This window comes from Pararhizobium sp. P1_E7, from assembly GCF_056405855.1.
In genome coordinates, this window is record NZ_JBFUBH010000020.1 from 1 (window position 1) to 20,387 (window position 20,387).

Below are 20,387 nucleotides of genomic sequence, written 5' to 3' on the forward strand. Positions count from 1 at the left end.
CTTCTAGCGGATCGGCCGATTTGAGACAACAGAATGCGCCTCATTTATCGTACGAGGCTCTAGTCCCGTCAGGTGGGTGTGTTTTCACCTGTATAGCGCTCCCAGCCCTGGGCCATAAGGTGCTCCTGCGGCAGAAATTTTGTTTTATAGTCCATTTTACGCGACCCCTTGACCCAATAGCCAAGATAGACGTGCGGCAGGCCACGGTCCTTCACCTTGCGGATATGATCGAGAATCATGAAGGTGCCGAGCGAACGGTCGGCCAAATCGGGGTCGAAATAGGAATAGACCATCGACAGGCCGTCGCCCATCTTGTCGGTGAGTGCTGCCGAGATCAACGGTCCCTTCGCCTTGCCGATACCGTCGCCTTCGACCTTGAGCCGGTATTCGATGATCTTGGTGTTGACATGGGTATCCTCGACCATCATCGCATAATCCAGCACCGACATGTCGGACATGCCGCCCTTCTGGTGGCGATGGTCGAGATAGCGGCGAAACAGGCTGTACTGCTCGCTGGAGGGTTCTGCCGGATATTCCGTCGAGACCACGTCGCTGTTCAGCGCCAGGATACGCCGCATCGAGCGGGTGGGGGAAAATTCGCCGGCGACGATGCGCACCGAAACGCAGGCCCGGCAGCTTTCGCAGGCCGGCCGGTAGGCGATATTCTGTGACCGGCGGAACCCGCCCTGGGTGAGGAGATCATTCAGTTCAGGCGCCCGCTCGCCCACCATGTGGGTAAACACCTTCCGTTCCATCTCCTGCGGCAGATACGGGCAGGTTGCCGGTGCGGTCAGGTAAAACTGTGGAGACGGTGCAGTTTGCGTGTTCATATGGCGCGGGGATCGCTCTTCTAGGCCGCTTGGAAAACATTAGCATGGCGCAAGATTGAAAAAGGTCAATCGCGACTTTTTGAACTGTCGCGTTGCGATGTCGTAAACCTGTGATTTAAGGTTTGCCGGCTGCATGACAGCGGCGGGATGACGCAACAACCCGTCGCCATCCCGCCGCAAATCAGCCGAATCAATAGGCGTCGCGGCGGACCGTAACCGTGCCGATGAGCAGGTCATGCAGCAGTCGGCCACGGTCGGTGAACAGGCCGACCAGCAGGACAAGCGGCGTCAGCAGCGCGTTGGCGATCCAGAAGATCACCAGATGGACGATGGCTGTGAGAAAATCCATTGGCCGGCCGTCGGTGCGGGCGATTGCCAGCCCCATCATGCTCATGCCCGGCGATGCCTGCTTCGGGCCGCCCACCGTTATGCCGAAATACAGCATCGCGAGGCCGGCAAAGAGCACCGGATAAAGGAAAAAGCCAAGGCCGAGCGTCAGGATGCCGAGGAAGAACACCACGACCGCAGCCGGGATCCACAAGAGGGCGACGATCGCGTAATCGATCACGAACGCCATGGCGCGCCGGCTGAGCACGCCCTGATAGGCCCGCCAGTCATTGCTCGGAATTCTGAGATTTTCGTCCTGCACGCTCATGTCTGTGTCTCCAGTTCTCTGCCTGATATGGGAAGTGGCGGCAAAAATGCAAATCCGTCACGCAAGGTGAACCTGCCGTGGGCGATGATGTGCCGGCATAGGCCTTGTGCTACCAGGCGGCAACCCATTGCTGGCTGATCTTGCGGGCGCTGAAACAGACCGTGGCGGGTGTCACCGCTTGGCCAGAATCCGCGCCACATCCATGGCGAAATAGCTGAGGATGCCGTCGCAGCCGGCGCGCTTGAAGGCAAGCAGGGTTTCGAGCATGACGCGTTCGCCGTCGATCCAGCCATTGGCGGCGGCGGCCTTGATCTGCGAATACTCTCCGGAGACCTGATAGGCAAAGACCGGCAGCCCAAAGCTTTCCTTCATCCGCCAGCAGATATCGAGATAGGGCAGGCCGGGCTTGACCATCAGCATGTCGGCGCCTTCCTCGACGTCGAGGGCAGCGTCACGCATCGCTTCGGTGCCATTGGCCGGATCGATATAGTAGGTCTTCTTGTCACCCTTGAGCAGGCCGCTGGTGCCGATCGCTTCACGGTAAGGGCCATAGAAGGCCGAGGCGAACTTGGTGGCATAGGCCATGATGCCGACATTCTGGTGACCGGCTGCATCCAGCGCCCGGCGGATGGCGCCGATGCGGCCATCCATCATGTCGGAAGGCGCGATGATGTCGGCGCCGGCATCGGCCTGCAGGACGGCGGCCTTGGCGATCTGCGCCACTGTCTCGTCGTTGACAATCTCGCCGTTGCGCAGGATGCCGTCATGGCCATGGCTGGTGAACGGGTCGAGCGCCACGTCGGTTATCACGCCGATATTCGGCACGGCCTTCTTGATGGCCCGCGTCGTCTCATTGATCAGGTTGTTGGCGGCAAGGCTGTTGGAGCCGGTGTCGTCGCGCAGGGAAATATCGACATTCGGGAAGGTCGCAAGGGCCGGGATACCGAGATCGGCGGCTTGCCTGGCTGCCTCCACGGCCCTGTCGACGCTCATCCGGTTGACACCGGGCATGGCGTCGATCGGCTCGACGATGTTTTCGCCGGGAACAACGAAGATCGGCCAGATCAGGTCATCGACCGTCAGCCGGTTTTCCTGCACCATCCGGCGGGTCCAGTCGGCCTTGCGGTTGCGACGCATGCGGCGGTGGCCGGTGATGAGGTCAACGGTGTCGGTCTTGTCGGTCATGGCGATCGTCTTTCGTCAGCTTCGTCTTGATCTGGTTGCGTTTATCATGGGCAATCGTCAAAGGAAAATGTTTGAGGTGCGGCGTTTCATCGTCCCTTGAAGGGCCGTGGGTCTTTTCCTGCTGGTTGCAATCCCCATATTCCTTCGGATGCAACCGGGCTGGCCTGATTGCCGGGAGACGTGGGGGGAACATGGGCGAGACGCAACGCAAGCTGACAACGATCTTCTGCGCCGACGTGCAGGACTACACACGCCTGATGGGAGCGGACGAGGAAGGCACGCTGGCGATGCTGAAGCGTTACCGCGAGGCGATGTCCCGGCTGATCGACGCCCATGGCGGGCGGGTGATCAATACCTGGGGCGACGGGGTGATTGCCGAATTCCCGAGCGTCGTTGAGTGCCTGCGTGCGGCAATGGACGTTCAAAACGAGCTGGCCGGCCGCAATGCGGCGCGGCCGGCGGACGGTCGCATGTTGTTTCGCATCGGCATCAATCTCGGCGATGTGATCGTCGATGGCGACGATATCTACGGGGACGGCGTCAATATTGCCGCCCGGCTGCAGGCATCGGCCGAAGCCGGCGGGATTGTCATTTCCAATACCGTATACGACCAGGTGCGCAACAAGGTGGCCGTCAGCTTCGATTTCCTCGGGCCGTTGCCGGTCAAGAATATCGCCGACGCGGTGCCGAGCTATGCCGTGCGCGTCGGCGACGGCACAAGCGAGACGCCGTCACGGGCGGACACGACGCCTCGCCCGGCTCCCAAGCCAGGGACCGGCGCAGATGCCGGAACACGGCCGGACGCCAAAGCAGCGACGTCCGTGGCGCGACTGGCGCCGATCGCGCGCCCGCTGCTTGCGATCGCCGGGCTGGCGGCCGTTGTTCTCGTCGCCATCAACGCCCTGTCCTGGCGCGGCGTTTTCTGGTCGGCATGGCCGGTTCTGGGGCTGGCTGTCCTTTGGGCGCTGGTCTGGGTGTCCATCCAGAACCGTTTCGACCGACTCCTCGCAGCCCTCAGCGTCATCGGCCTGGGCATTGCCGGGATCAATGTTTTGACGTGGAACGGGATTTTCTGGTCCGGCTGGCCGCTTCTCGCGATTGGCACCGTGGCGGCCCTGTACCGGATCATCCGCCGTTGACAGGGCGGCGCGCCGATAGCTGCGTGTGCCGTGTCCGGATGCCGAGGAGAGCTGCCTCGAATCGCGGCGGAGCGCTCGCCGGTGCGCCGTGCGGGGAAAAATATCCGTCTGGCAAAGCGCTCGTCCCCGACCTATCTTCGCCGCCATGGCCCCTGATTCTGTAAAAATCCCCAAAATCTCGCTGACCGAAAGGCTGTTCGGGCTGTTCCTGCGGCTGGTGGCCGTATCGTCTTTCTGGTTCGGCCTGAACTATTGGGCAATGCTGATCGGCTTTTCCTTCGGCGGCGGCGGCCGGTTCGATCTTCTGCCGGTGCCGTGGCGGGTAGCAGCAACAGCACTCGCCGTTGTCTATCCCGTCGCAGCGCTTGGATTGTGGCTGCTGGTCTCCTGGGGGCCGGTTATCTGGGTGGTGGCAGCCGGGGTGGAACTCGTCATGTTCGGTGTCTATCCGCAGATATTCGGGGCCAAGCCTTTGATCGTCATCCTGCACGCCGCAGTGGCCGTTACCTTCGTGCTTTTCCGGGCTACGATCTTCTATCAGCGGGCCAAGCAGGCCCGTGCTGCAAGAATTGATTTACCCTGAGACAAGGGCTGTGGATAGTAAGGCGCTGTTAAGGCTGGTGTTTAAGTAGAATTTTATACGTATTCGATAGTGTCTACCTCAAGGCGGGAAGAGAAACATACACCGCCAAACAAAACAGTGAGGCAGTCATCATGAACACCAAAATGAAACCGCAGGCCGTTGCCGTCAAAGACCCCCACGAAGATGCGATCCGTTCGCTCTACATGGAATCCCTTCATCTCGTCGAACGTCTTCACCGTCGTCTGCTCGACGTCGTCAAGGACGAATTCGACCGGTCGGGCCGCTCCGACGTCAACGCCGTCCAGGCGCTTCTCCTCTTCAACATCGGCAATTCGGAACTGACGGCCGGCGAACTGCGCTCGCGCGGTTACTACCTCGGCTCCAACGTATCCTACAATGTTAAAAAGCTGGTTGATCTCGGCTTCATCAATCACCAGCGCTCGCGCGTCGACCRCCGCTCGGTCCGCATCAGCCTGACGGACGAGGGCCAGGACATCGCCGAAACGGTCGCCAAGCTCTATGAACGCCATATCGGCTCGATCCAGAAGGTCGGCGGCATCGGCACCGACGAGTTCGGCCAGATGAACAAGCTCCTGCAGCGCCTCGACCGCTTCTGGAACGACACGATGCTCTACAAGCTCTGATCAGCCCCGTAAGCTGACTGCTGTTTCTCCTCTCCTGCGGCTCAATGGCCGCAGGATGAGAAGCGCACATAGGACGGAACGACGAGGAAGCCTTCATCGCGTTCGACATCGTTCAGGCGTTTCTTCGAGAATGCGCCGATCAACGATCTGCCGTAAATTGCGTGAGACCACATAGGTCGAACTGCTACTGGGTAGCCACGCACCGCCCGATGACCGTGGCACCGACGCCGGTAACCTTTTCAACCTCGACCGTGCAGTTGGCCATTGAAGCGGAAACGACGCCAATCGGGATATTTTCGGGAACAGAATAGTTGCGTCCCATTATGCTCATGAGCACTCCGCCAGGAATGGGTTTTTCAAGGTAGACGACCAGTTCTGTGCCGGGATATCGAAATTCACTCTTGTACGAGAGAGTTTGGACGGCTGCTTCCCCGTTATAGGTCGCTATGACGTTTGAAAGGCGTGCGATGACATCGCGGGCCTGCTTGTTGTCAGCCCCCAGCACCGCGTTTGCATCCTTTGCCGCTTTGATGTCCAAGGCGGCTTGATCGAGCTTAACCTGCAGCGCATTTGCACGCTCGGTTTCGTTGGTAACCGCAGCCTTCGGAACGGTCTCGCCTGTGTACCAATCAAACGCCTTTGGGCCGATGTTTGACGCAACGCCGCCCATCGCACCAAGTCCAGCCGACACGACCGAGAAGGCGGCGGTGACCAGAGCGGTGTAGAGTGTGAACCGATTGTCGGACATAGAAAACAATACTCCCCGTTGAAATCGCGTCCCGATAGCAGTTGGAAGTTGCCAATCGGTTGAGAGCAATGAGGCATTGCAAACATCTTGCTATTGAGCCGGCTTGGAACTGAAACTGTCGCCAGACCCAAGCTGAGGTCCACCGGGGTGCTCATTATCTTCACGGCAGGCAGCTTCCTCGTTTTGGTCCGCTGTCAGGGCAATTTCATCCGTCTGCATCTTGTCCAACAGCCCATGGCGACCGCCAGGCGACACGAATTGGCCATATTACTGTGACAGCGACGAGCCTTGGGAATGCGGGTCCTGCGTTGCTTCTGTTGCCGATGCGCGACTGGCCGCAAATTGCGTTCGCGATCTCAAAAATGTGAACGGCGGGCAGGGAGCTGCAAGTATAGTTTGCGTTTGTTAACCATATTCGTGATAGCTCTGCGTTTTGCGTCGCAGCATTGGATGGTAGGAAATATGTCGAAAAAACCCGGAATTGATGCTTTTTCGCGCCGTGGCTTCCTGGCCTCGGCGGCGGCTTTCGGCGCTGCAGCATGGGCCGGTGGCGCGTTTGCGCAGGACGCGCTTGACGAGATCATCAATGCACCGCGCCGCGGCGCCTGGGACGACCAGTTTGACGCCAAGGCTTCGCGCAGCGCCACGGCCGTCGTGTCCAATACCCCGATCTTCGGTATGAATACGCTTGCCAACACCCAGAACGCCGTTGGCCAGTATCAGCAGATCGTTTCGGCCGGCGGCTGGCCGCAGGTCAATTCGCCGGTTCGGCTGGAAATGGGCGTCTCCGATCCGTCCGTGCAGGCCCTGCGCCAGCGTCTGATCATCTCCGGCGACCTGCCGCGCTCCGCCGGCATTTCCAATTCCTTCGACAGCTATGTCGATGGCGCGGTCAAGCGCTTCCAGGCCCGCCACGGCCTGCCCGCCGACGGCGTGCTCGGCGAATATTCGGTCAAGGCAATGAACATCTCGGCCGATGTCCGCCTCGGCCAGCTGAATACGAACATCGTGCGCCTGCAGTCGATGTCCGGCGATCTCGGCAACCGCTATGTTCTGGTCAACATTCCGGCTGCCTATATCGAAGCCGTCGAAAACGGCCGCGTCGCGACGCGCCATACGGCGGTCGTCGGCCGTATCAGCCGCCCGACCCACATCATCAACTCGAAGATCTACGAGGTCATCCTCAACCCCTATTGGACGTCTCCGCGCTCGATCGTCGAGAAGGACATCGTTCCCCTGATGCGCAAGGACCCGGAATATCTGAACAAGAATTCGATCCGCCTCATTGACGGACAGGGCAACGAGGTCGCGCCGGAAACGATCGACTGGAATGCCGAGAAGGCGCCGAACCTGACCTTCCGCCAGGATCCCGGCAAGACCAACGCAATGGCCTCGACGAAGATCAACTTCCACAACCCGAACAACGAGTACATGCACGACACGCCGCAGCAGGGCCTGTTCAACAAGCTCGCGCGGTTCGAGAGTTCCGGCTGCGTGCGCGTCCAGAACGTGCGCGACCTGACCACCTGGCTTTTGCGCGACACGCCCGGCTGGTCGCGCCAGCAGATCGAATCGACGATTCGCGCCGGCCAGAACTCGCCGATCAAGCTGGCGGTCGAAGTCCCGGTCTATTTCAAGTATATCACCGCCTGGGCGGCAACCGACGGCATCGTGCAGTTCCGCGACGACATCTACGAGATGGACGGCGAGCAGGAACTGGCGCTGCAGACCACCACCGGCATCGAGCAGGCGGCAGGTACCGTCGAACGGGACAATCTACCGCAGTAAAAGCCGGTCTGCATTTGATTGAGCCAAGGCCGCGCACCTTTGAAGGGGAGCGCGGCCTTTTGTTTTAGCGGCGGCTGTCGTATTCCCGCCGCGGCAAATGGGGGAAATGACGCAAATCGCACAGCCCGTATTGCCCTTGCCATGCGAGGACGGTAAACACCGTGCCACCGCCTCTTAAGGAGCTTTGAGAATGAGCGTTTCTTCCGCCGCCACCGACGTATTCTTTAGCCGTTCTCTCGCCGACAGCGATCCGGATATTTTTGGTGCGATCGAAAAGGAGCTGGGCCGCCAGCGCCATGAGATCGAGCTGATCGCTTCTGAGAACATTGTCTCGCGCGCCGTGCTCGAAGCCCAGGGCTCGATCATGACCAACAAGTATGCCGAGGGCTATCCGGGCAAGCGCTATTACGGCGGCTGCCAGTTCGTCGATATCGCTGAAGAACTCGCCATCGAGCGCGCCAAGAAGCTGTTCGGCGTCAACTTTGCCAACGTTCAGCCGAATTCCGGTTCGCAAATGAACCAGGCCGTGTTCCTGGCGCTGCTGCAGCCGGGCGACACCTTCATGGGCCTCGATCTCAACTCCGGGGGACACCTGACGCACGGTTCGCCGGTCAACATGTCCGGCAAGTGGTTCAACGTCGTGTCCTACGGCGTGCGCGAAGGCGACAACCTGCTCGATATGGATGCCGTGGCCGAAAAGGCTCGCACTCACAAGCCGAAGCTGATCATCGCTGGCGGCACCGCCTATTCCCGCATCTGGGACTGGAAGCGGTTCCGCGAAATTGCCGATGAAGTCGGCGCCTACCTCATGGTTGACATGGCGCACATTGCCGGTCTCGTTGCCGGTAACCAGCACCCGTCGCCATTCCCGCATTGCCACGTTGCCACCACCACCACGCACAAGTCGCTGCGTGGACCGCGCGGCGGCATGATCCTGACCAATGACGAGGATCTGGCAAAGAAGTTCAACTCGGCAGTCTTCCCGGGCCTGCAGGGCGGCCCGCTGATGCATGTCATCGCCGCCAAGGCAGTTGCTCTCGGTGAAGCGCTGAAGCCGGAGTTCCAGGATTACGCGGCCCAGATCGTCAAGAACGCCAAGGCGCTGTCCGAAACGCTGGTGGCCGGCGGTCTCGACATCGTTTCGGGCGGCACCGACAACCATCTGATGCTGGTCGATCTGCGCAAGAAGAACGCCACCGGCAAGCGGGCTGAAGCAGCACTTGGCCGCGCCTACGTCACCTGCAACAAGAACGGTATCCCGTTCGACCCGGAAAAGCCGTTCGTCACCTCCGGCGTTCGCCTCGGCACGCCTGCCGGTACGACACGCGGTTTCAAGGAAGCCGAATTCCGCGAAATCGGCAACCTGATCGTCGAAGTCCTCGATGGCCTCAAGGTCGCCAATTCGGATGAAGGCAATGCTGCGGTAGAGGCTGGTGTTCGCGAAAAAGTCGTCAAGCTGACCGACCGTTTCCCGATGTACCCGTATCTCTGATCCCCTACCTCTGATCAAGGAGCCCGAATGCGCTGCCCCTATTGCGGATCGGAAGACAGCCAGGTGAAGGACAGCCGTCCTGCGGAGGATGGCGCCGCCATCCGCCGCCGGCGCATCTGCCCGGATTGCGGCGGCCGCTTCACGACCTTCGAAAGGGTGCAGCTTCGGGAACTGATGATCCTGAAGAAGACCGGCCGCAAGGCGCCGTTCGACCGCGATAAACTGCTCAGGTCGTTCGAAATCGCGCTTCGCAAGCGGCCGGTCGATCGTGACCGGATCGAGCGGGCGGTGTCGGGCATCGTCCGGCGGCTGGAAAGCTCCGGCGAAACGGAAATCCCCTCCGAAGAGATCGGCCTGCAGGTGCTTGAGGCGCTAAAAGGCCTCGATGACGTTGCCTTTGTCCGTTACGCTTCGGTCTACCGCGATTTCTCCCATGCCGAGGACTTCGAGAAGGTGATCGCCGAGATCAGCGCCAAGATCGCGCGCGATCCCGGGGCCTGATCGCTGCTACTGCATAATTCCTTGTATCGGAATCGATTCAAGGAAAGATTATGCAGCAGATCAAAAGTGTTACAGCGACCTTTGCGCGTCATGAATGACGCGCGGCGCTGTGGTACCTGCGCCGCCCGAAAGGGCGGCGTTTGACGTCTGCAGGGTGAGGGATGGCATCGACATGGCGGAAATGGCTGAAGACCAGCGTTTTATGGCGGAGGCGCTGCGCCTCGCACACATGAACCTTGGTGCGACCGGCTCCAATCCGTCCGTCGGCTGCGTGATTGTCCGCAACGATGGGGGCGGCCCGAAGATCGTCGGCAGTGCCGTCACGGCAAAGGGCGGCAGGCCGCATGCGGAAACGCAGGCCCTGGCCGCCGCCGGAGCGGCCGCGCGCGGCGCCACGGCTTATGTCACGCTCGAACCCTGCTCCCATCACGGCAAGACGCCGCCCTGTGCCGGCGCTTTGATCGCAGCCGGTGTCGCCCGCGTCGTCGTGTCCGTCATCGATCCGGACGAACGCGTTTCGGGGCATGGGCTGGAGATGCTGCGCGACGCCGGCATTAAGGTCGTCACCGGTGTTCTAGCGGAGGAAGGCGAGCGCGAGCTTGAGGGATACCTCATGCGCAAGCGCAGCAACCGGCCGTATGTCACTCTCAAACTCGCTGTTTCCGCCGACGGCATGATCGGCATCAAGGGGCGGGGGCAGGTGCCGATTACCGGTGCCGAAGCCCGAGCGTTGGTCCATCGGCTGCGGGCCGAGACCGATGCCATCCTCGTCGGTATCGGCACGGCGATTGCCGACGATCCGCAATTGACCGCGCGCATCCCCGGCCTGGAGCATCGGTCGCCGTTGCGCATCGTCATCGACGATGATCTCAACCTGCCGGTCACCTCGAAGCTCGCACAGACCGCGCGGGATGTGCATGTGCTTGTGGTGACGGGTCAGAGTGAGGGTTCCGTTGCCTTTCTTGAACGGCGCCAGGCCCTGGAATCAGCCGGTGTCGAGGTTGTCGTCTGCGACCCGAAGGTGCCGGCCGATCTGCTCGCTGCTCTGGCAACGCGGGGCGTATCCTCGCTTGTTGTCGAGGGTGGTGCAAAGACGGCACAGCAATTCCTCAATGATGGGTTGATCGACCGGATTCTTCTGTTTACCGCGCCGCTTGCCCTTGGCGAGGAGGGTGTACCATCCCCACTTGACCGGAAACTGATCCCGGTGGGCTTCGTTCACACGCGGACGGACACATTTGGCGACGACCTCCTCGACACCTATGAATATGAAAGAGCTTCCTGATGTTTACCGGCATTATCACCGATATCGGCACTGTCGAAACGATTACGTCGCTTGATGAAGGCATCAAGCTGCGCATCGCCACGGCCTATGATCCCAAGGGCATCGACATCGGCGCCTCGATCGCCTGTTCCGGCGTCTGCCTGACCGTGACGACGCTGCCGGAAGAGGGGGCAAACGGGCGCTGGTTCGAGGTCGAGGCCTGGGAAGAGGCGTTGCGGCTGACGACGATTTCGTCGTGGAGTGCGACCCAGAAGATCAATCTGGAACGCTCGCTGAAGATCGGCGACGAACTCGGCGGCCATCTGGTTTCCGGCCATGTCGATGGCAAGGCGGAAATTCTGTCGGTTGAAACCGAAGGCGAGGCAACCCGCTTCCGCCTGCGCGCGCCGGAACATCTGGCAAAATTCGTGGCACCGAAGGGCTCTGTCGCGCTGGACGGGACATCCTTGACGGTCAATGCCGTCGACGGCCCGGATTTCGACGTACTGCTTATCCGTCATTCGCTGGAAGTGACGACCTGGGGTCAACGCAAGGCCGGCGACTTCGTCAATTTCGAAGTCGATACGATGGCACGCTATGCGGCAAGGCTGGCGGAATTTCCGGTGGCGAAGGTTTGAGGATTAAGCCTTAACTCGTCGCCCTCTTGTCTTGACTTGCCAAGAATTTCGGAAATGGTGAACGCGAACACAGAATACAGGATATCGCGAGGCGCGTGATGAGGAGACATGATCTCCGGCTTGTTGCTCAGGCAAAGATTGACGATGCAGAAGCTCTTTTGCAGCTTGGACGAGCTTCAAATGCCTATTATTTGGCAGGGTATGCGATTGAAATCGGACTTAAGGCCTGCGTCGCGAAACAGATCTCTGCCGAGACAATTCCCGAGTTGAGTTTTATCCGATCAATCTACGATCATGACCTCCAGAAGTTAGTAAAAGTCGCTGGTTTGTCTGCGCTGTTGAAAGAGGCTCAGGATCACAATCCGACGTTTGCCGCAAACTGGGCGATTGTCTGTGAGTGGGGGCCAGACATAAGGTATAATATTATAGACGTAGGAACGACCCAGATAATGTTGGGGGCGGTTACCAACCAAGCAAATGGAGTTCTGCCATGGATCAAAGCACATTGGTGAGAAACGGGCAAAACCTCGTAAGGTTTTTGGATCAAACACCAGCAAAACCACGATTTGCGATGTGGGTGAATTTTTCTGACACTGACAGTTGGAAACTTTGGATTGTTCCCGCAAAAGAAATGAACGATAAGCGCCAATTCTATTTCACCGTCGCAGATACCGTTTCACGGCATAGAGACGATCTAGCCGGCCTTGACATAGGTGCAGTTGAGTTTACCGGAGAAGGAAAGCCTGTGGTGCAGGCTATGAAATCCTTCATAAACATGCCCGACATCGGGTCGGCGAATGTCGCTGGCAATAGATTTAACGGCGTTTTCTTGCCTGATGGTATTGTTATTAGATCAAACCTATAGTTTGCGGTGCGCAGGTCGTCATCGTGCTAGCCAGTGAAAAGGGCTCAATCGGGCCTCTCCCTCCCATCTGTGTTTGGCAGTAGGGTACGGCTAAGAGTGGCGAAAGGTGGTTTGCCTCAAACCGCAGATGACGCCAATCACCGCTCCAGCAGGATCACCTGTGCACCGTGATACGTCGTTCGCCGCGCTTCCTTGAACTGTAGCTTCGATGCCACCCGCAAAGATGCGAGGTTGGCGACGTCGATGATGCAGGTCTTCTTCAGCGCCGGAAACTGCTGGTCACCCCATTTCAATACTGCGGCGACGGCCTCTGTCGCAAGACCACGGCCGTGCGAGCGTGGCGACAGTGCCCAGCCGGTTTCCATCGTGCCTTCGAGGGACGGGGTGATGACGCGGTGGAGGTCATGAAAGCCGGCCTCGCCGATGAACTGGCCGGTCGCGCGGTCCTGCAATGCCAGGAAGCCAAAGCCGAAATAATGCCACATGCCGACCTGGCGCAGGAAACGCGTCCAGGCCTGCTCGCGCGAAAACGGCACGCCGCCGATGAAGCGCGTCACCTCGGCATCGGCAAACAGGGCGCTATAGGCGGCAAAGTCGTCGCGGCGGTAGGGGCGAAGGATCAGGCGTTCGGTTTCGATGGTGGGGACGCTGTGCATGGGCTGTTCAGTCCGTTTGAATGCGATTCCCCTATTCGATCAGATTCCCGGCTCGCCGTCCCAATAATCGGTTTCGCTTTCCTTGCGTCCGACAAAACGGAAGACGGGTTTTCCGCCGGGCACCGCCCGCGACTTGGCAAGGAACTTTCCCGAATCCGGATATTCGACAATTTCGGCCTTCGCACTGGTCGAAATTGAAAGATAGGTGAGGGGGACAGTGCCGGTATTGATCAGGTGATGGGCGGTCTCCGGGCCGCCGGCCGGCGCGCCGAGTACGTCGCCCGGTTTGACGGGGTAGCGATCGGGACCGAAGCGATACTCGCCCTGTCCGCTCAGAATGACGAACAGTTCCTCCTCGATATGGTGATTGTGGAACGGGCAGCCGGATTTGCCCGGCGGTACTTCGCCGTAGCCGATGCCGAGATCCTTCAGGCCGAGTTTTGCGCCGAAGGATGCGTCCCGGGACTCGAAGAACGTGCCTTCGTGCCAATGGTCCAGCTCAAGTTCGCTGGGATTGACGACGGGTTTGTATTTCTCTGTCATGTTTTCCTCCGCTCCGGGCAAACTTGTACAGAACGGCCATCGGATTGAAAAGACGGCGGCAATTTCGGTGTTTTCGCCTGCAACGGTCCTCAATGGTCTTGCCAAATCGGCGCCAGACGCGAAAAATGCTTGCCAACGGGGCTCCGGCGTGGTTTGACCGCCGCCTGCGCTGGAGATGTCCGGCCCCCAATTTCAGACAGGTGACAAATGTCCGATACTGAGAAACCACATATTCTGATTGTGGAAGCGCGTTTCTATGACGACATGGCCGACGCTTTGCTCGATGGCGCGACGTCAGCGCTCAAGGATGCCGGCGCGACCTATGATGTCGTGACCGTTCCCGGCGCGCTGGAGATTCCAGCGGCCATCGCCATGGCGCTCGACGGCATCGACAATGGCGGCACCGAGTATGACGGTTTCGTCGCGCTCGGCATGGTCATCCGCGGCGAGACCTACCACTTCGACATCGTCTCGAACGAATCCTCGCGCGCCCTGATGGATCTTGCCGTCAGCGAAAGCCTTGCCATCGGCAATGGCATCCTGACCGTCGAAAACGACGATCAGGCCTGGGCCCGCGCCAGGAAGAGCGAAGGCGACAAGGGTGGTTTTGCTGCCCGCGCAGCGCTCACCATGATCGACCTGAAGATCAAGCTGGGCGGCGAACAGTGAGCGATAATCCTACCAATCCGCCGGCCGACCAGCCGGTCAAGCAGGCAAACCAGCGCGGTGCTGCCCGTCTTGCTGCTGTTCAGGCCCTCTACCAGATGGATGTCGGCGGTACCGGCGTGCTCGAGATCGTCGCGGAATACGAAGCCCATAGGCTTGGCCAGGAAATCGACGGCGATACCTATCTGAAGGCGGATGCCTCGTGGTTTCGCTCGATCGTGGCTGGCGTCGTGCGCGACCAGCGCCTGCTCGATCCGCTGATCGGCACGGCCCTCCAGGACGACTGGGCGCTTTCGCGTCTCGATTCGACGGTCCGCGCTATCCTGCGCGCCGGCACGTTCGAGCTGCGCGAACGCAAGGACGTGCCCGTCGCCGTGATCGTCACCGAATATGTCGAGATCGCCAAGGCGTTCTTCGAAGAGGATGAGCCCAAGCTCGTCAATGCCGTGCTTGACCGGATCGCCCGCACGATCAGAACCGACGTCAAGAAATAGGACATGCGATGTCAGGGCGGACTGGCGGTGTGCAGGACATGGATCATGAACTGCGTGGTGCCCGCCGCAATGTCTATCTGCTGACTGCGGCCCAGGCCGTTCTCGGGACGATCGGTCCGATCGTCTTTTCCGTCGGCGGTGTCGCCGGATATCAGCTGCTTGGTGCCGACAAGTCGCTGGCGACAGCTCCGCTGACAGGGTTCAATGTCGGCGTCGCGCTCGGCGCGGTTTTCGTCGCCGCCACGTCCCGGTTGCTCGGCCGCAAGGCAGCCTTCGTGGTTGGCGCGCTTCTGGGCGCCGGAGGCGGAGTACTTGCCGCCTATGCGCTGTTTCAAAGTGACTTCTGGCTGTTTGCGTTGGGATTGTGCATATCCGGCGTCGCCGGCGGCTTTACCCAGAAACTGCGCTTTGCCGCGGCGGACGCGTCCCCCCGGTTCTATAAGCCGAGAGCGATCTCCTGGATTTTGGCCGGCGGCATGGGGTCTGCCGTGCTCGGGCCGCAACTGGTCATCCTGACGAAGGATATGCTGGCGCCCGTGTTCTTTGCCGGTGCCTTCATCGCGCTCGTTCCCACCTGCTTAGCGGCAATCGCCATCCTGGCGTTTCTGCGGCTGCCGGATCTACGCCCCGTCGCAGGCACCACTGCAGCCGGCCCCATCCGCCCGTTGCGCGAGATCGTGCTCAACCAGCGCTTCCTCACCGGCATGGTCTGCGGCATCTCCACCTATGCGCTGATGACCTTCATGATGACCGGCGCGCCGATCGCCATGGTGGTCGGCTGCGGCTTCTCGCAGGACATGGCAACGCTCGGCATCCAGTGGCATGTGCTGGCGATGTTTGCGCCGAGCTTCTTCACCGGCATGCTGGTCAGCCGCTATGGTGCCGAAAGGGTGGTCGCCTGCGGGCTGGTCATCCTGATGCTGTGCGCACTGGTGGCGCATGCGGGGATTGCGCTGTGGAATTTCTGGGGTGCGCTGATCCTGCTCGGGGCCGGATGGAACTTTGGCTTCATCGGCTCGACGGCGATTGTCGCCTCAAGCTACCGGCCGCAGGAAGCCGACAAGGTGCAGGGTTTTCACGACATCATCCTGTTCACCGCGGTTGCGCTCGCGTCCTTCGGTTCCGGCAAGGTCCTCACCGCCTATGGCTGGGACATGCTGAGCGCTGCCATCTGGCCGGTGACGGCATTCTGCCTTTTGCTGCTCATTTCGCTGTTTGTCGCCGAAAGGCGGCGTGCTGCCTGAGATTTATCTCCAAAAGTCGTATTCCGTATTTGTAAGGCACCGCCAACCTACCGAAAAACGTGGGTTTTTCCGATTGGGGCGGCTTGACGATCCCGATTCGCCACCGCACTCTGCGGCCACGTATGCGGCCCATGCTTGAAGAGGAGGTTTGGTCTGCTGCGCTTTTTGGGGGCCTGTGGAACGGAGTGAGCCCGCAGGCTAAACGGAGGAAAGAGCGAAATGACCATACTTCTGGGCGTTATCGCATGCGGGTTGCTTTCGGTGGTCTATGCCATCTGGGCGACGCAATCGGTGCTGTCAGCCGATCAGGGCAATGCCCGCATGCAAGAGATTGCAGGCTTCATACGCGAGGGGGCGCAGGCCTATCTCACACGTCAATACATGACCATTGCCATGGTCGGCGCCGTCGTTTTCGTCGCTGCATGGGTTCTTCTCTCCGCGACAGCCGCCATCGGCTTCCTGATCGGCGCGGTTCTGTCGGGTATGGCCGGTTTCATCGGCATGCACGTCTCGGTGAGAGCCAACGTGCGCACCGCGCAGGCATCCTCCGTCAGTCTTGCGGCAGGTCTCGGCATCGCCTTCAAGTCCGGTGCGATCACCGGCATGCTGGTCGCAGGTCTCGCCCTGCTCGGCGTCACGATCTACTATCTCGTCCTGACGGCCGGTCTTGGCCTTGCCGAAGGCTCGCGTGAAGTGATCGATGCCTTGGTGTCGCTTGGCTTTGGTGCGTCGCTGATCTCGATCTTTGCCCGTCTCGGCGGCGGCATCTTCACCAAGGGCGCCGATGTCGGCGGCGATCTCGTCGGCAAGGTGGAAGCCGGTATTCCGGAAGACGATCCCCGCAACCCCGCCACCATCGCAGACAATGTCGGCGACAATGTTGGCGACTGCGCCGGCATGGCGGCCGACCTGTTCGAAACCTACGCCGTCTCGATCGTCGCCACCATGGTTCTGGCATCGATCTTCTTTGCCGGCGGTGCCAACCTTGGCCTCGTCATGAGCTATCCGCTGGCGATCTGCGGCGCCTGCATCATCACCTCGATCATCGGCGCCTTCTTCGTCAAGCTCGGCTCCAACGGCTCGATCATGGGCGCGCTCTACAGGGGCCTGATCGCCACCGGTCTGCTATCGATCATCGGTCTTGGCGCAGCGACGTCGCTCACCATCGGCTGGGGCTCGATCGGCACCGTCGAGGGCAAGGACATCACCGGTACCAACCTGTTCGTCTGCGGTATTCTCGGCCTTGTCGTCACCGCGCTGATCGTGGTGATCACCGAGTACTATACCGGCACCAACAAGCGGCCGGTCAACTCCATTGCCCAGGCCTCCGTCAGCGGCCACGGCACCAACGTCATCCAAGGCCTTGCCGTGTCGCTGGAATCGACGGCGCTTCCAGCCATCGTCATCGTCGGCGGCATCGTCGCCACCTACCAGCTGGCAGGCCTGTTCGGTACCGGTATCGCCGTCACCGCCATGCTCGGCATTGCTGGCATGATCGTGGCGCTCGACGCCTTCGGCCCGGTCACCGACAATGCCGGCGGTATCGCCGAAATGGCGCACCTTCCGCCGGAAGTGCGCAAATCCACCGATGCACTCGATGCGGTCGGCAACACGACCAAGGCCGTCACCAAGGGCTATGCGATCGGTTCGGCCGGTCTCGGCGCCCTGGTGCTGTTTGCTGCCTATTCGAACGACCTGAAGTACTTTGCCGCCAACGGCGACAAATTTCCATATTTTGCCGATGTCGGGACGATTTCGTTTGATCTGTCCAACCCATACGTGGTTTCCGGCCTGATTTTCGGCGGTCTCATTCCGTATCTGTTCGGCGGCATCGCCATGACCGCCGTCGGCCGTGCCGCCGGTTCGGTGGTGGAGGAAGTGCGCCGCCAGTTCAAGGAAAAGCCAGGCATCATGGCAGGCACCGACCGGCCGGATTACGGCCGCGCCGTCGACATGCTGACCAAGGCGGCGATCCGCGAAATGATCGTGCCGTCGCTGCTGCCGGTGCTGGCTCCGATCGTCGTTTATTTTGGCGTGCTTCTGATTTCCGGCTCGAAGGCCTCGGCCTTTGCAGCGCTCGGTGCTTCGCTTCTCGGTGTTATCGTCAACGGCATCTTCGTCGCCATCTCGATGACCTCGGGCGGCGGTGCCTGGGACAATGCCAAGAAGAGCTTTGAAGACGGCTTCGTCGACAAGGATGGCACGCGCCACATGAAGGGATCGGAGGCCCACAAGGCTTCCGTGACCGGTGATACCGTCGGCGATCCCTACAAGGATACGGCTGGTCCGGCCGTCAACCCGGCAATCAAGATCACCAACATCGTTGCGCTGCTGCTTCTGGCGGTTCTTGCAGGGTGATGGCTTGAGAACAAGCCCGCAGCATCGCTTCGGTGTTGCGGGCAAAAAAACGACAGGCAAAGAAAAACCCGCCGGCTCAATGCGCGCCAGCGGGTTTTTTTACGAGATCATGATCGTGCGTATCAGTTGCCGCCCAGAACCGACTTCGCCATGCTCTTGCCAATGCCGTTGCCGGTCAGCAGCTGACCGAGGAAGGTCATTTCCTTGCCGCCGGTTGGCGTGGTGCGGGAAATCATGTCGAAGACCTTGCCGTCCTGCAGCGTGTAATGTGCCAGCTGCGAAACGACGCCGTCCTTGTCGAAATAGACGGCGAGCACGCTCTGGTCGATCAGCTTCGGCTTCATGAAGGCGACGGGGCGCTGACGTTTCTGCGAAATGTAGTAGAAGACTTCATTGTCGAACGTGGCTGTCGTCGACGGCGTTCCCAGCGACAAAAGCACCTGTTCGCGGCTGGAGCCGACCGGTGCCAGCGCCAGCGTTTCCTGATCGACGACATAGCCCTGGTTGATGGTTTCGCTGGTGTTGAGCATATCGGCCGTCTTGCAGCCGGAAAGGGTCGTTACGCAAATTGCCAATGTAAAAGCGACGTTGTTCAGAAATTTCATGTCTGACCTGAAATACCGTTTCGTCAACGACATCTCCCTTTAGGTAACGCTGGCAGATGCGCCATTGCATTTCGTGCCTGCTTCGGTAAACCAGCTTCGGCGATCATGCAATAACAGGATGCGCGGGCTTGCGCATTTTGAAGCAGGCAAACTTGGGCTTTATGATGATATTCGGACTTTTCGGCAAAAAAAACGGCAATGCGGCCATCGTTGCGCGCCAATACGCGCTTTTGACCGCCGCCGCCCGCCGTCCGTATCTCTATACAGACCTTGATGTGCCGGACACGGTGATGGGCCGCTTCGAGATGCTGTCGGCGTCGCTTATCCTCTATTTCCGCCGCACGCGCAGCTCACAGCGCGCCGGCCAGGAGATCGCCCAGGAGATCATCGACGCATTCTTCGAGGACGTCGATCATTCGATCCGCGAGCTGGGTGTTGGCGATGTCAGCGTGCCCAAGCGCATGAAGAAGCTTGCGTCGATGTTCTATGGGCGGCTTGAAAGCTATGCTGCGGCGCTGGAGCGCGGCGACCGCGATGAGCTGGCTGCCGCATTGAAGCGTAATTTCCATCCGCAGACAGACGATCAGTCGCTCTCGATGCTCGGCCTTGCCGACTATCTGCTGGCCGCCGAAGCCCAGCTTGCGCTTGAGGGAGAGGATGTCGTAGAAACCGGCCGGATCGACCTGCTGCAAGCGGCGGCCTGAATTCGCCTCTCGCGACGGAAGGCCAGCGCCGCAACGATGGCCGGCAGCACTATCTTGGGCGGTACCGCTGCCCGAAAGGACCAGACGATGAACCATGACGAAAAGCCAGCATTCTCCTATCCGGTGAAGGTCGGCCATATCTCCGCCAATGCCGTGACGGTTCATATCGAGGCAAACGGGGCCGAGTGCAAAGCGTTGCGCGACTTGTGGGATGTGCTGGAAGTCCGCTCGCTCGCCGCCGACCTGCAGATTTCCCGCTGGAAAAAAGATGGCGTCAAGGTCAAGGGCCGGGTTCAGGCCAGGATCGTCCAGGCTTGCGTGGTGACGCTGGAGCCGGTGGACGCGGAGATCGACGAACCCGTCGAGGCGATCTTCGTACCGGAAGGCTCGCGGCTGGCGCGGATCGCGGCTAACGACAGCGGTGAAATGATTCTCGATCCGGAGGGCCCGGACGTTCCTGAAACGTTTACGGGCGACACCATCGATGTCGGCGTTACCGTCTCGGAGCACGCAGCGCTTGCCATCGATCCCTATCCGCGCAAGGAAGGGGCAAGCTTCGACGAGCGGATTGAAAGCACACAGAAGGACGATGTCCGTCCCAATCCCTTCGCGGTGCTCAAGGATTGGAAAAAGGACTGAGTCCGCAAAGCCGACGGCACAAATCGGTTGTCACGTCAGCGAAAAACGGTATTTTGGCCGAAATCCAGCCCGTTGGGCCGTTTTGCCCCAAAATTGGGGCCGCAGCGTCTCAAACGTCATGAAAACACGTGTGTCTCCATCGCTCA

General features: G+C 60.2%; 23 protein-coding genes. 16 read left to right on the forward strand and 7 right to left on the reverse strand.

What is annotated here, in order from left to right; genetic code table 11:
- Nucleotides 1-68: 68 nt before the first annotated feature.
- The 3 genes from AC1D17_RS17940 to hemB form a co-directional block, all read right to left on the reverse strand.
- Nucleotides 69-830, reverse strand: a complete 762-nt coding sequence (locus tag AC1D17_RS17940; protein WP_477566707.1) for an arginyltransferase — start codon at nt 828-830, stop codon at nt 69-71.
- A gap of 190 nt (nt 831-1,020) precedes the next feature.
- Complete coding sequence (locus AC1D17_RS17945) at nt 1,021-1,485, reverse strand: RDD family protein (protein WP_477566708.1); 465 nt, start codon at nt 1,483-1,485, stop codon at nt 1,021-1,023.
- A 171-nt stretch (nt 1,486-1,656) separates the two neighbouring features.
- The gene (hemB, locus tag AC1D17_RS17950; RefSeq protein WP_477566709.1) at nt 1,657-2,670 is read right to left on the reverse strand and encodes a porphobilinogen synthase; all 1,014 of its coding nucleotides are present in this window, start codon (nt 2,668-2,670) and stop codon (nt 1,657-1,659) included.
- Between the two features lie 191 nt (nt 2,671-2,861).
- Here hemB and AC1D17_RS17955 point away from each other — a divergent pair, with 191 nt between their 5' ends.
- From AC1D17_RS17955 to ldtR, 3 genes are all read left to right on the forward strand, one after another.
- Complete coding sequence (locus AC1D17_RS17955; RefSeq protein WP_477566710.1) at nt 2,862-3,809, forward strand: adenylate/guanylate cyclase domain-containing protein; 948 nt, start codon at nt 2,862-2,864, stop codon at nt 3,807-3,809.
- A 145-nt stretch (nt 3,810-3,954) separates the two neighbouring features.
- Nucleotides 3,955-4,392 (forward strand): DUF6163 family protein, encoded by a 438-nt coding sequence (locus AC1D17_RS17960; RefSeq protein WP_477566711.1) that lies wholly within the window; start codon nt 3,955-3,957, stop codon nt 4,390-4,392.
- Between the two features lie 131 nt (nt 4,393-4,523).
- Nucleotides 4,524-5,036 (forward strand): transcriptional regulator LdtR, encoded by a 513-nt coding sequence (ldtR, locus tag AC1D17_RS17965; protein WP_477566712.1) that lies wholly within the window; start codon nt 4,524-4,526, stop codon nt 5,034-5,036.
- 184 nt (nt 5,037-5,220) lie between these two features.
- Here the strand turns inward: ldtR and AC1D17_RS17970 are convergent, their stop codons facing one another.
- Nucleotides 5,221-5,784 carry a hypothetical protein gene (locus AC1D17_RS17970; protein WP_477566713.1) on the reverse strand — a complete coding sequence of 188 codons (564 nt, stop codon included), beginning with the start codon at nt 5,782-5,784 and terminating at the stop codon, nt 5,221-5,223.
- Nucleotides 5,785-6,246: 462 nt separating this feature from the next.
- Between AC1D17_RS17970 and AC1D17_RS17975 the strand changes: the two genes are divergently transcribed.
- The 7 genes from AC1D17_RS17975 to AC1D17_RS18005 all read left to right on the forward strand — a co-directional run bounded on the left by AC1D17_RS17975 (nt 6,247) and on the right by AC1D17_RS18005 (nt 12,332).
- Nucleotides 6,247-7,572 (forward strand): L,D-transpeptidase family protein, encoded by a 1,326-nt coding sequence (locus AC1D17_RS17975; protein WP_477566714.1) that lies wholly within the window; start codon nt 6,247-6,249, stop codon nt 7,570-7,572.
- 190 nt (nt 7,573-7,762) lie between these two features.
- Nucleotides 7,763-9,064, forward strand: coding sequence for a serine hydroxymethyltransferase (gene glyA, locus AC1D17_RS17980; protein ID WP_264219267.1), 1,302 nt, complete (start codon nt 7,763-7,765; stop codon nt 9,062-9,064).
- A 27-nt stretch (nt 9,065-9,091) separates the two neighbouring features.
- Complete coding sequence (gene nrdR / locus AC1D17_RS17985; protein ID WP_264265880.1) at nt 9,092-9,565, forward strand: transcriptional regulator NrdR; 474 nt, start codon at nt 9,092-9,094, stop codon at nt 9,563-9,565.
- A gap of 172 nt (nt 9,566-9,737) precedes the next feature.
- Nucleotides 9,738-10,850 carry a bifunctional diaminohydroxyphosphoribosylaminopyrimidine deaminase/5-amino-6-(5-phosphoribosylamino)uracil reductase RibD gene (gene ribD / locus AC1D17_RS17990; RefSeq protein WP_477566715.1) on the forward strand — a complete coding sequence of 371 codons (1,113 nt, stop codon included), beginning with the start codon at nt 9,738-9,740 and terminating at the stop codon, nt 10,848-10,850.
- The gene (locus tag AC1D17_RS17995; RefSeq protein WP_477566716.1) at nt 10,850-11,467 is read left to right on the forward strand and encodes a riboflavin synthase; all 618 of its coding nucleotides are present in this window, start codon (nt 10,850-10,852) and stop codon (nt 11,465-11,467) included. The genes ribD and AC1D17_RS17995 overlap by 1 nt, the downstream gene beginning before the upstream one ends.
- Before the next feature lie 98 nt (nt 11,468-11,565).
- Entirely contained in the window at nt 11,566-11,979 is a 414-nt protein-coding gene (locus AC1D17_RS18000) for a hypothetical protein (RefSeq protein WP_477566717.1), read from the forward strand.
- Nucleotides 11,958-12,332: a hypothetical protein gene (locus AC1D17_RS18005; protein ID WP_477566718.1), complete on the forward strand. Its 375-nt coding sequence runs from the start codon at nt 11,958-11,960 to the stop codon at nt 12,330-12,332. Before AC1D17_RS18000 ends, AC1D17_RS18005 begins: the two co-directional genes overlap by 22 nt.
- A gap of 137 nt (nt 12,333-12,469) precedes the next feature.
- Here AC1D17_RS18005 and AC1D17_RS18010 read toward each other — a convergent pair whose 3' ends face one another.
- Both AC1D17_RS18010 and AC1D17_RS18015 read right to left on the reverse strand, forming a co-directional pair.
- Nucleotides 12,470-12,988, reverse strand: coding sequence for a GNAT family N-acetyltransferase (locus AC1D17_RS18010; RefSeq protein WP_477566719.1), 519 nt, complete (start codon nt 12,986-12,988; stop codon nt 12,470-12,472).
- Between the two features lie 39 nt (nt 12,989-13,027).
- Nucleotides 13,028-13,531 carry a cupin domain-containing protein gene (locus AC1D17_RS18015; protein WP_477566720.1) on the reverse strand — a complete coding sequence of 168 codons (504 nt, stop codon included), beginning with the start codon at nt 13,529-13,531 and terminating at the stop codon, nt 13,028-13,030.
- A 207-nt stretch (nt 13,532-13,738) separates the two neighbouring features.
- Here AC1D17_RS18015 and ribH point away from each other — a divergent pair, with 207 nt between their 5' ends.
- The 4 genes from ribH to AC1D17_RS18035 all read left to right on the forward strand — a co-directional run bounded on the left by ribH (nt 13,739) and on the right by AC1D17_RS18035 (nt 18,293).
- Complete coding sequence (ribH, locus tag AC1D17_RS18020) at nt 13,739-14,200, forward strand: 6,7-dimethyl-8-ribityllumazine synthase (protein ID WP_264219261.1); 462 nt, start codon at nt 13,739-13,741, stop codon at nt 14,198-14,200.
- Nucleotides 14,197-14,691, forward strand: coding sequence for a transcription antitermination factor NusB (gene nusB, locus AC1D17_RS18025; protein WP_477566721.1), 495 nt, complete (start codon nt 14,197-14,199; stop codon nt 14,689-14,691). Before ribH ends, nusB begins: the two co-directional genes overlap by 4 nt.
- Nucleotides 14,692-14,699: 8 nt before the next feature.
- A complete protein-coding gene (locus AC1D17_RS18030) occupies nt 14,700-15,935 on the forward strand; it encodes an MFS transporter (protein ID WP_477566722.1) in 1,236 nt (411 codons plus the stop codon).
- Nucleotides 15,936-16,154: 219 nt separating this feature from the next.
- A complete protein-coding gene (locus tag AC1D17_RS18035; protein ID WP_477566723.1) occupies nt 16,155-18,293 on the forward strand; it encodes a sodium-translocating pyrophosphatase in 2,139 nt (712 codons plus the stop codon).
- A 122-nt stretch (nt 18,294-18,415) separates the two neighbouring features.
- Here the strand turns inward: AC1D17_RS18035 and AC1D17_RS18040 are convergent, their stop codons facing one another.
- Entirely contained in the window at nt 18,416-18,931 is a 516-nt protein-coding gene (locus AC1D17_RS18040) for an outer membrane protein assembly factor BamE (protein WP_477566724.1), read from the reverse strand.
- Nucleotides 18,932-19,062: 131 nt separating this feature from the next.
- Between AC1D17_RS18040 and AC1D17_RS18045 the strand changes: the two genes are divergently transcribed.
- Both AC1D17_RS18045 and AC1D17_RS18050 read left to right on the forward strand, forming a co-directional pair.
- The gene (locus tag AC1D17_RS18045) at nt 19,063-19,602 is read left to right on the forward strand and encodes a ubiquinol-cytochrome C chaperone family protein (protein WP_477566725.1); all 540 of its coding nucleotides are present in this window, start codon (nt 19,063-19,065) and stop codon (nt 19,600-19,602) included.
- Between the two features lie 87 nt (nt 19,603-19,689).
- A complete protein-coding gene (locus tag AC1D17_RS18050) occupies nt 19,690-20,241 on the forward strand; it encodes a YceD family protein (RefSeq protein ID WP_477566726.1) in 552 nt (183 codons plus the stop codon).
- Nucleotides 20,242-20,387 lie beyond the last annotated feature (146 nt).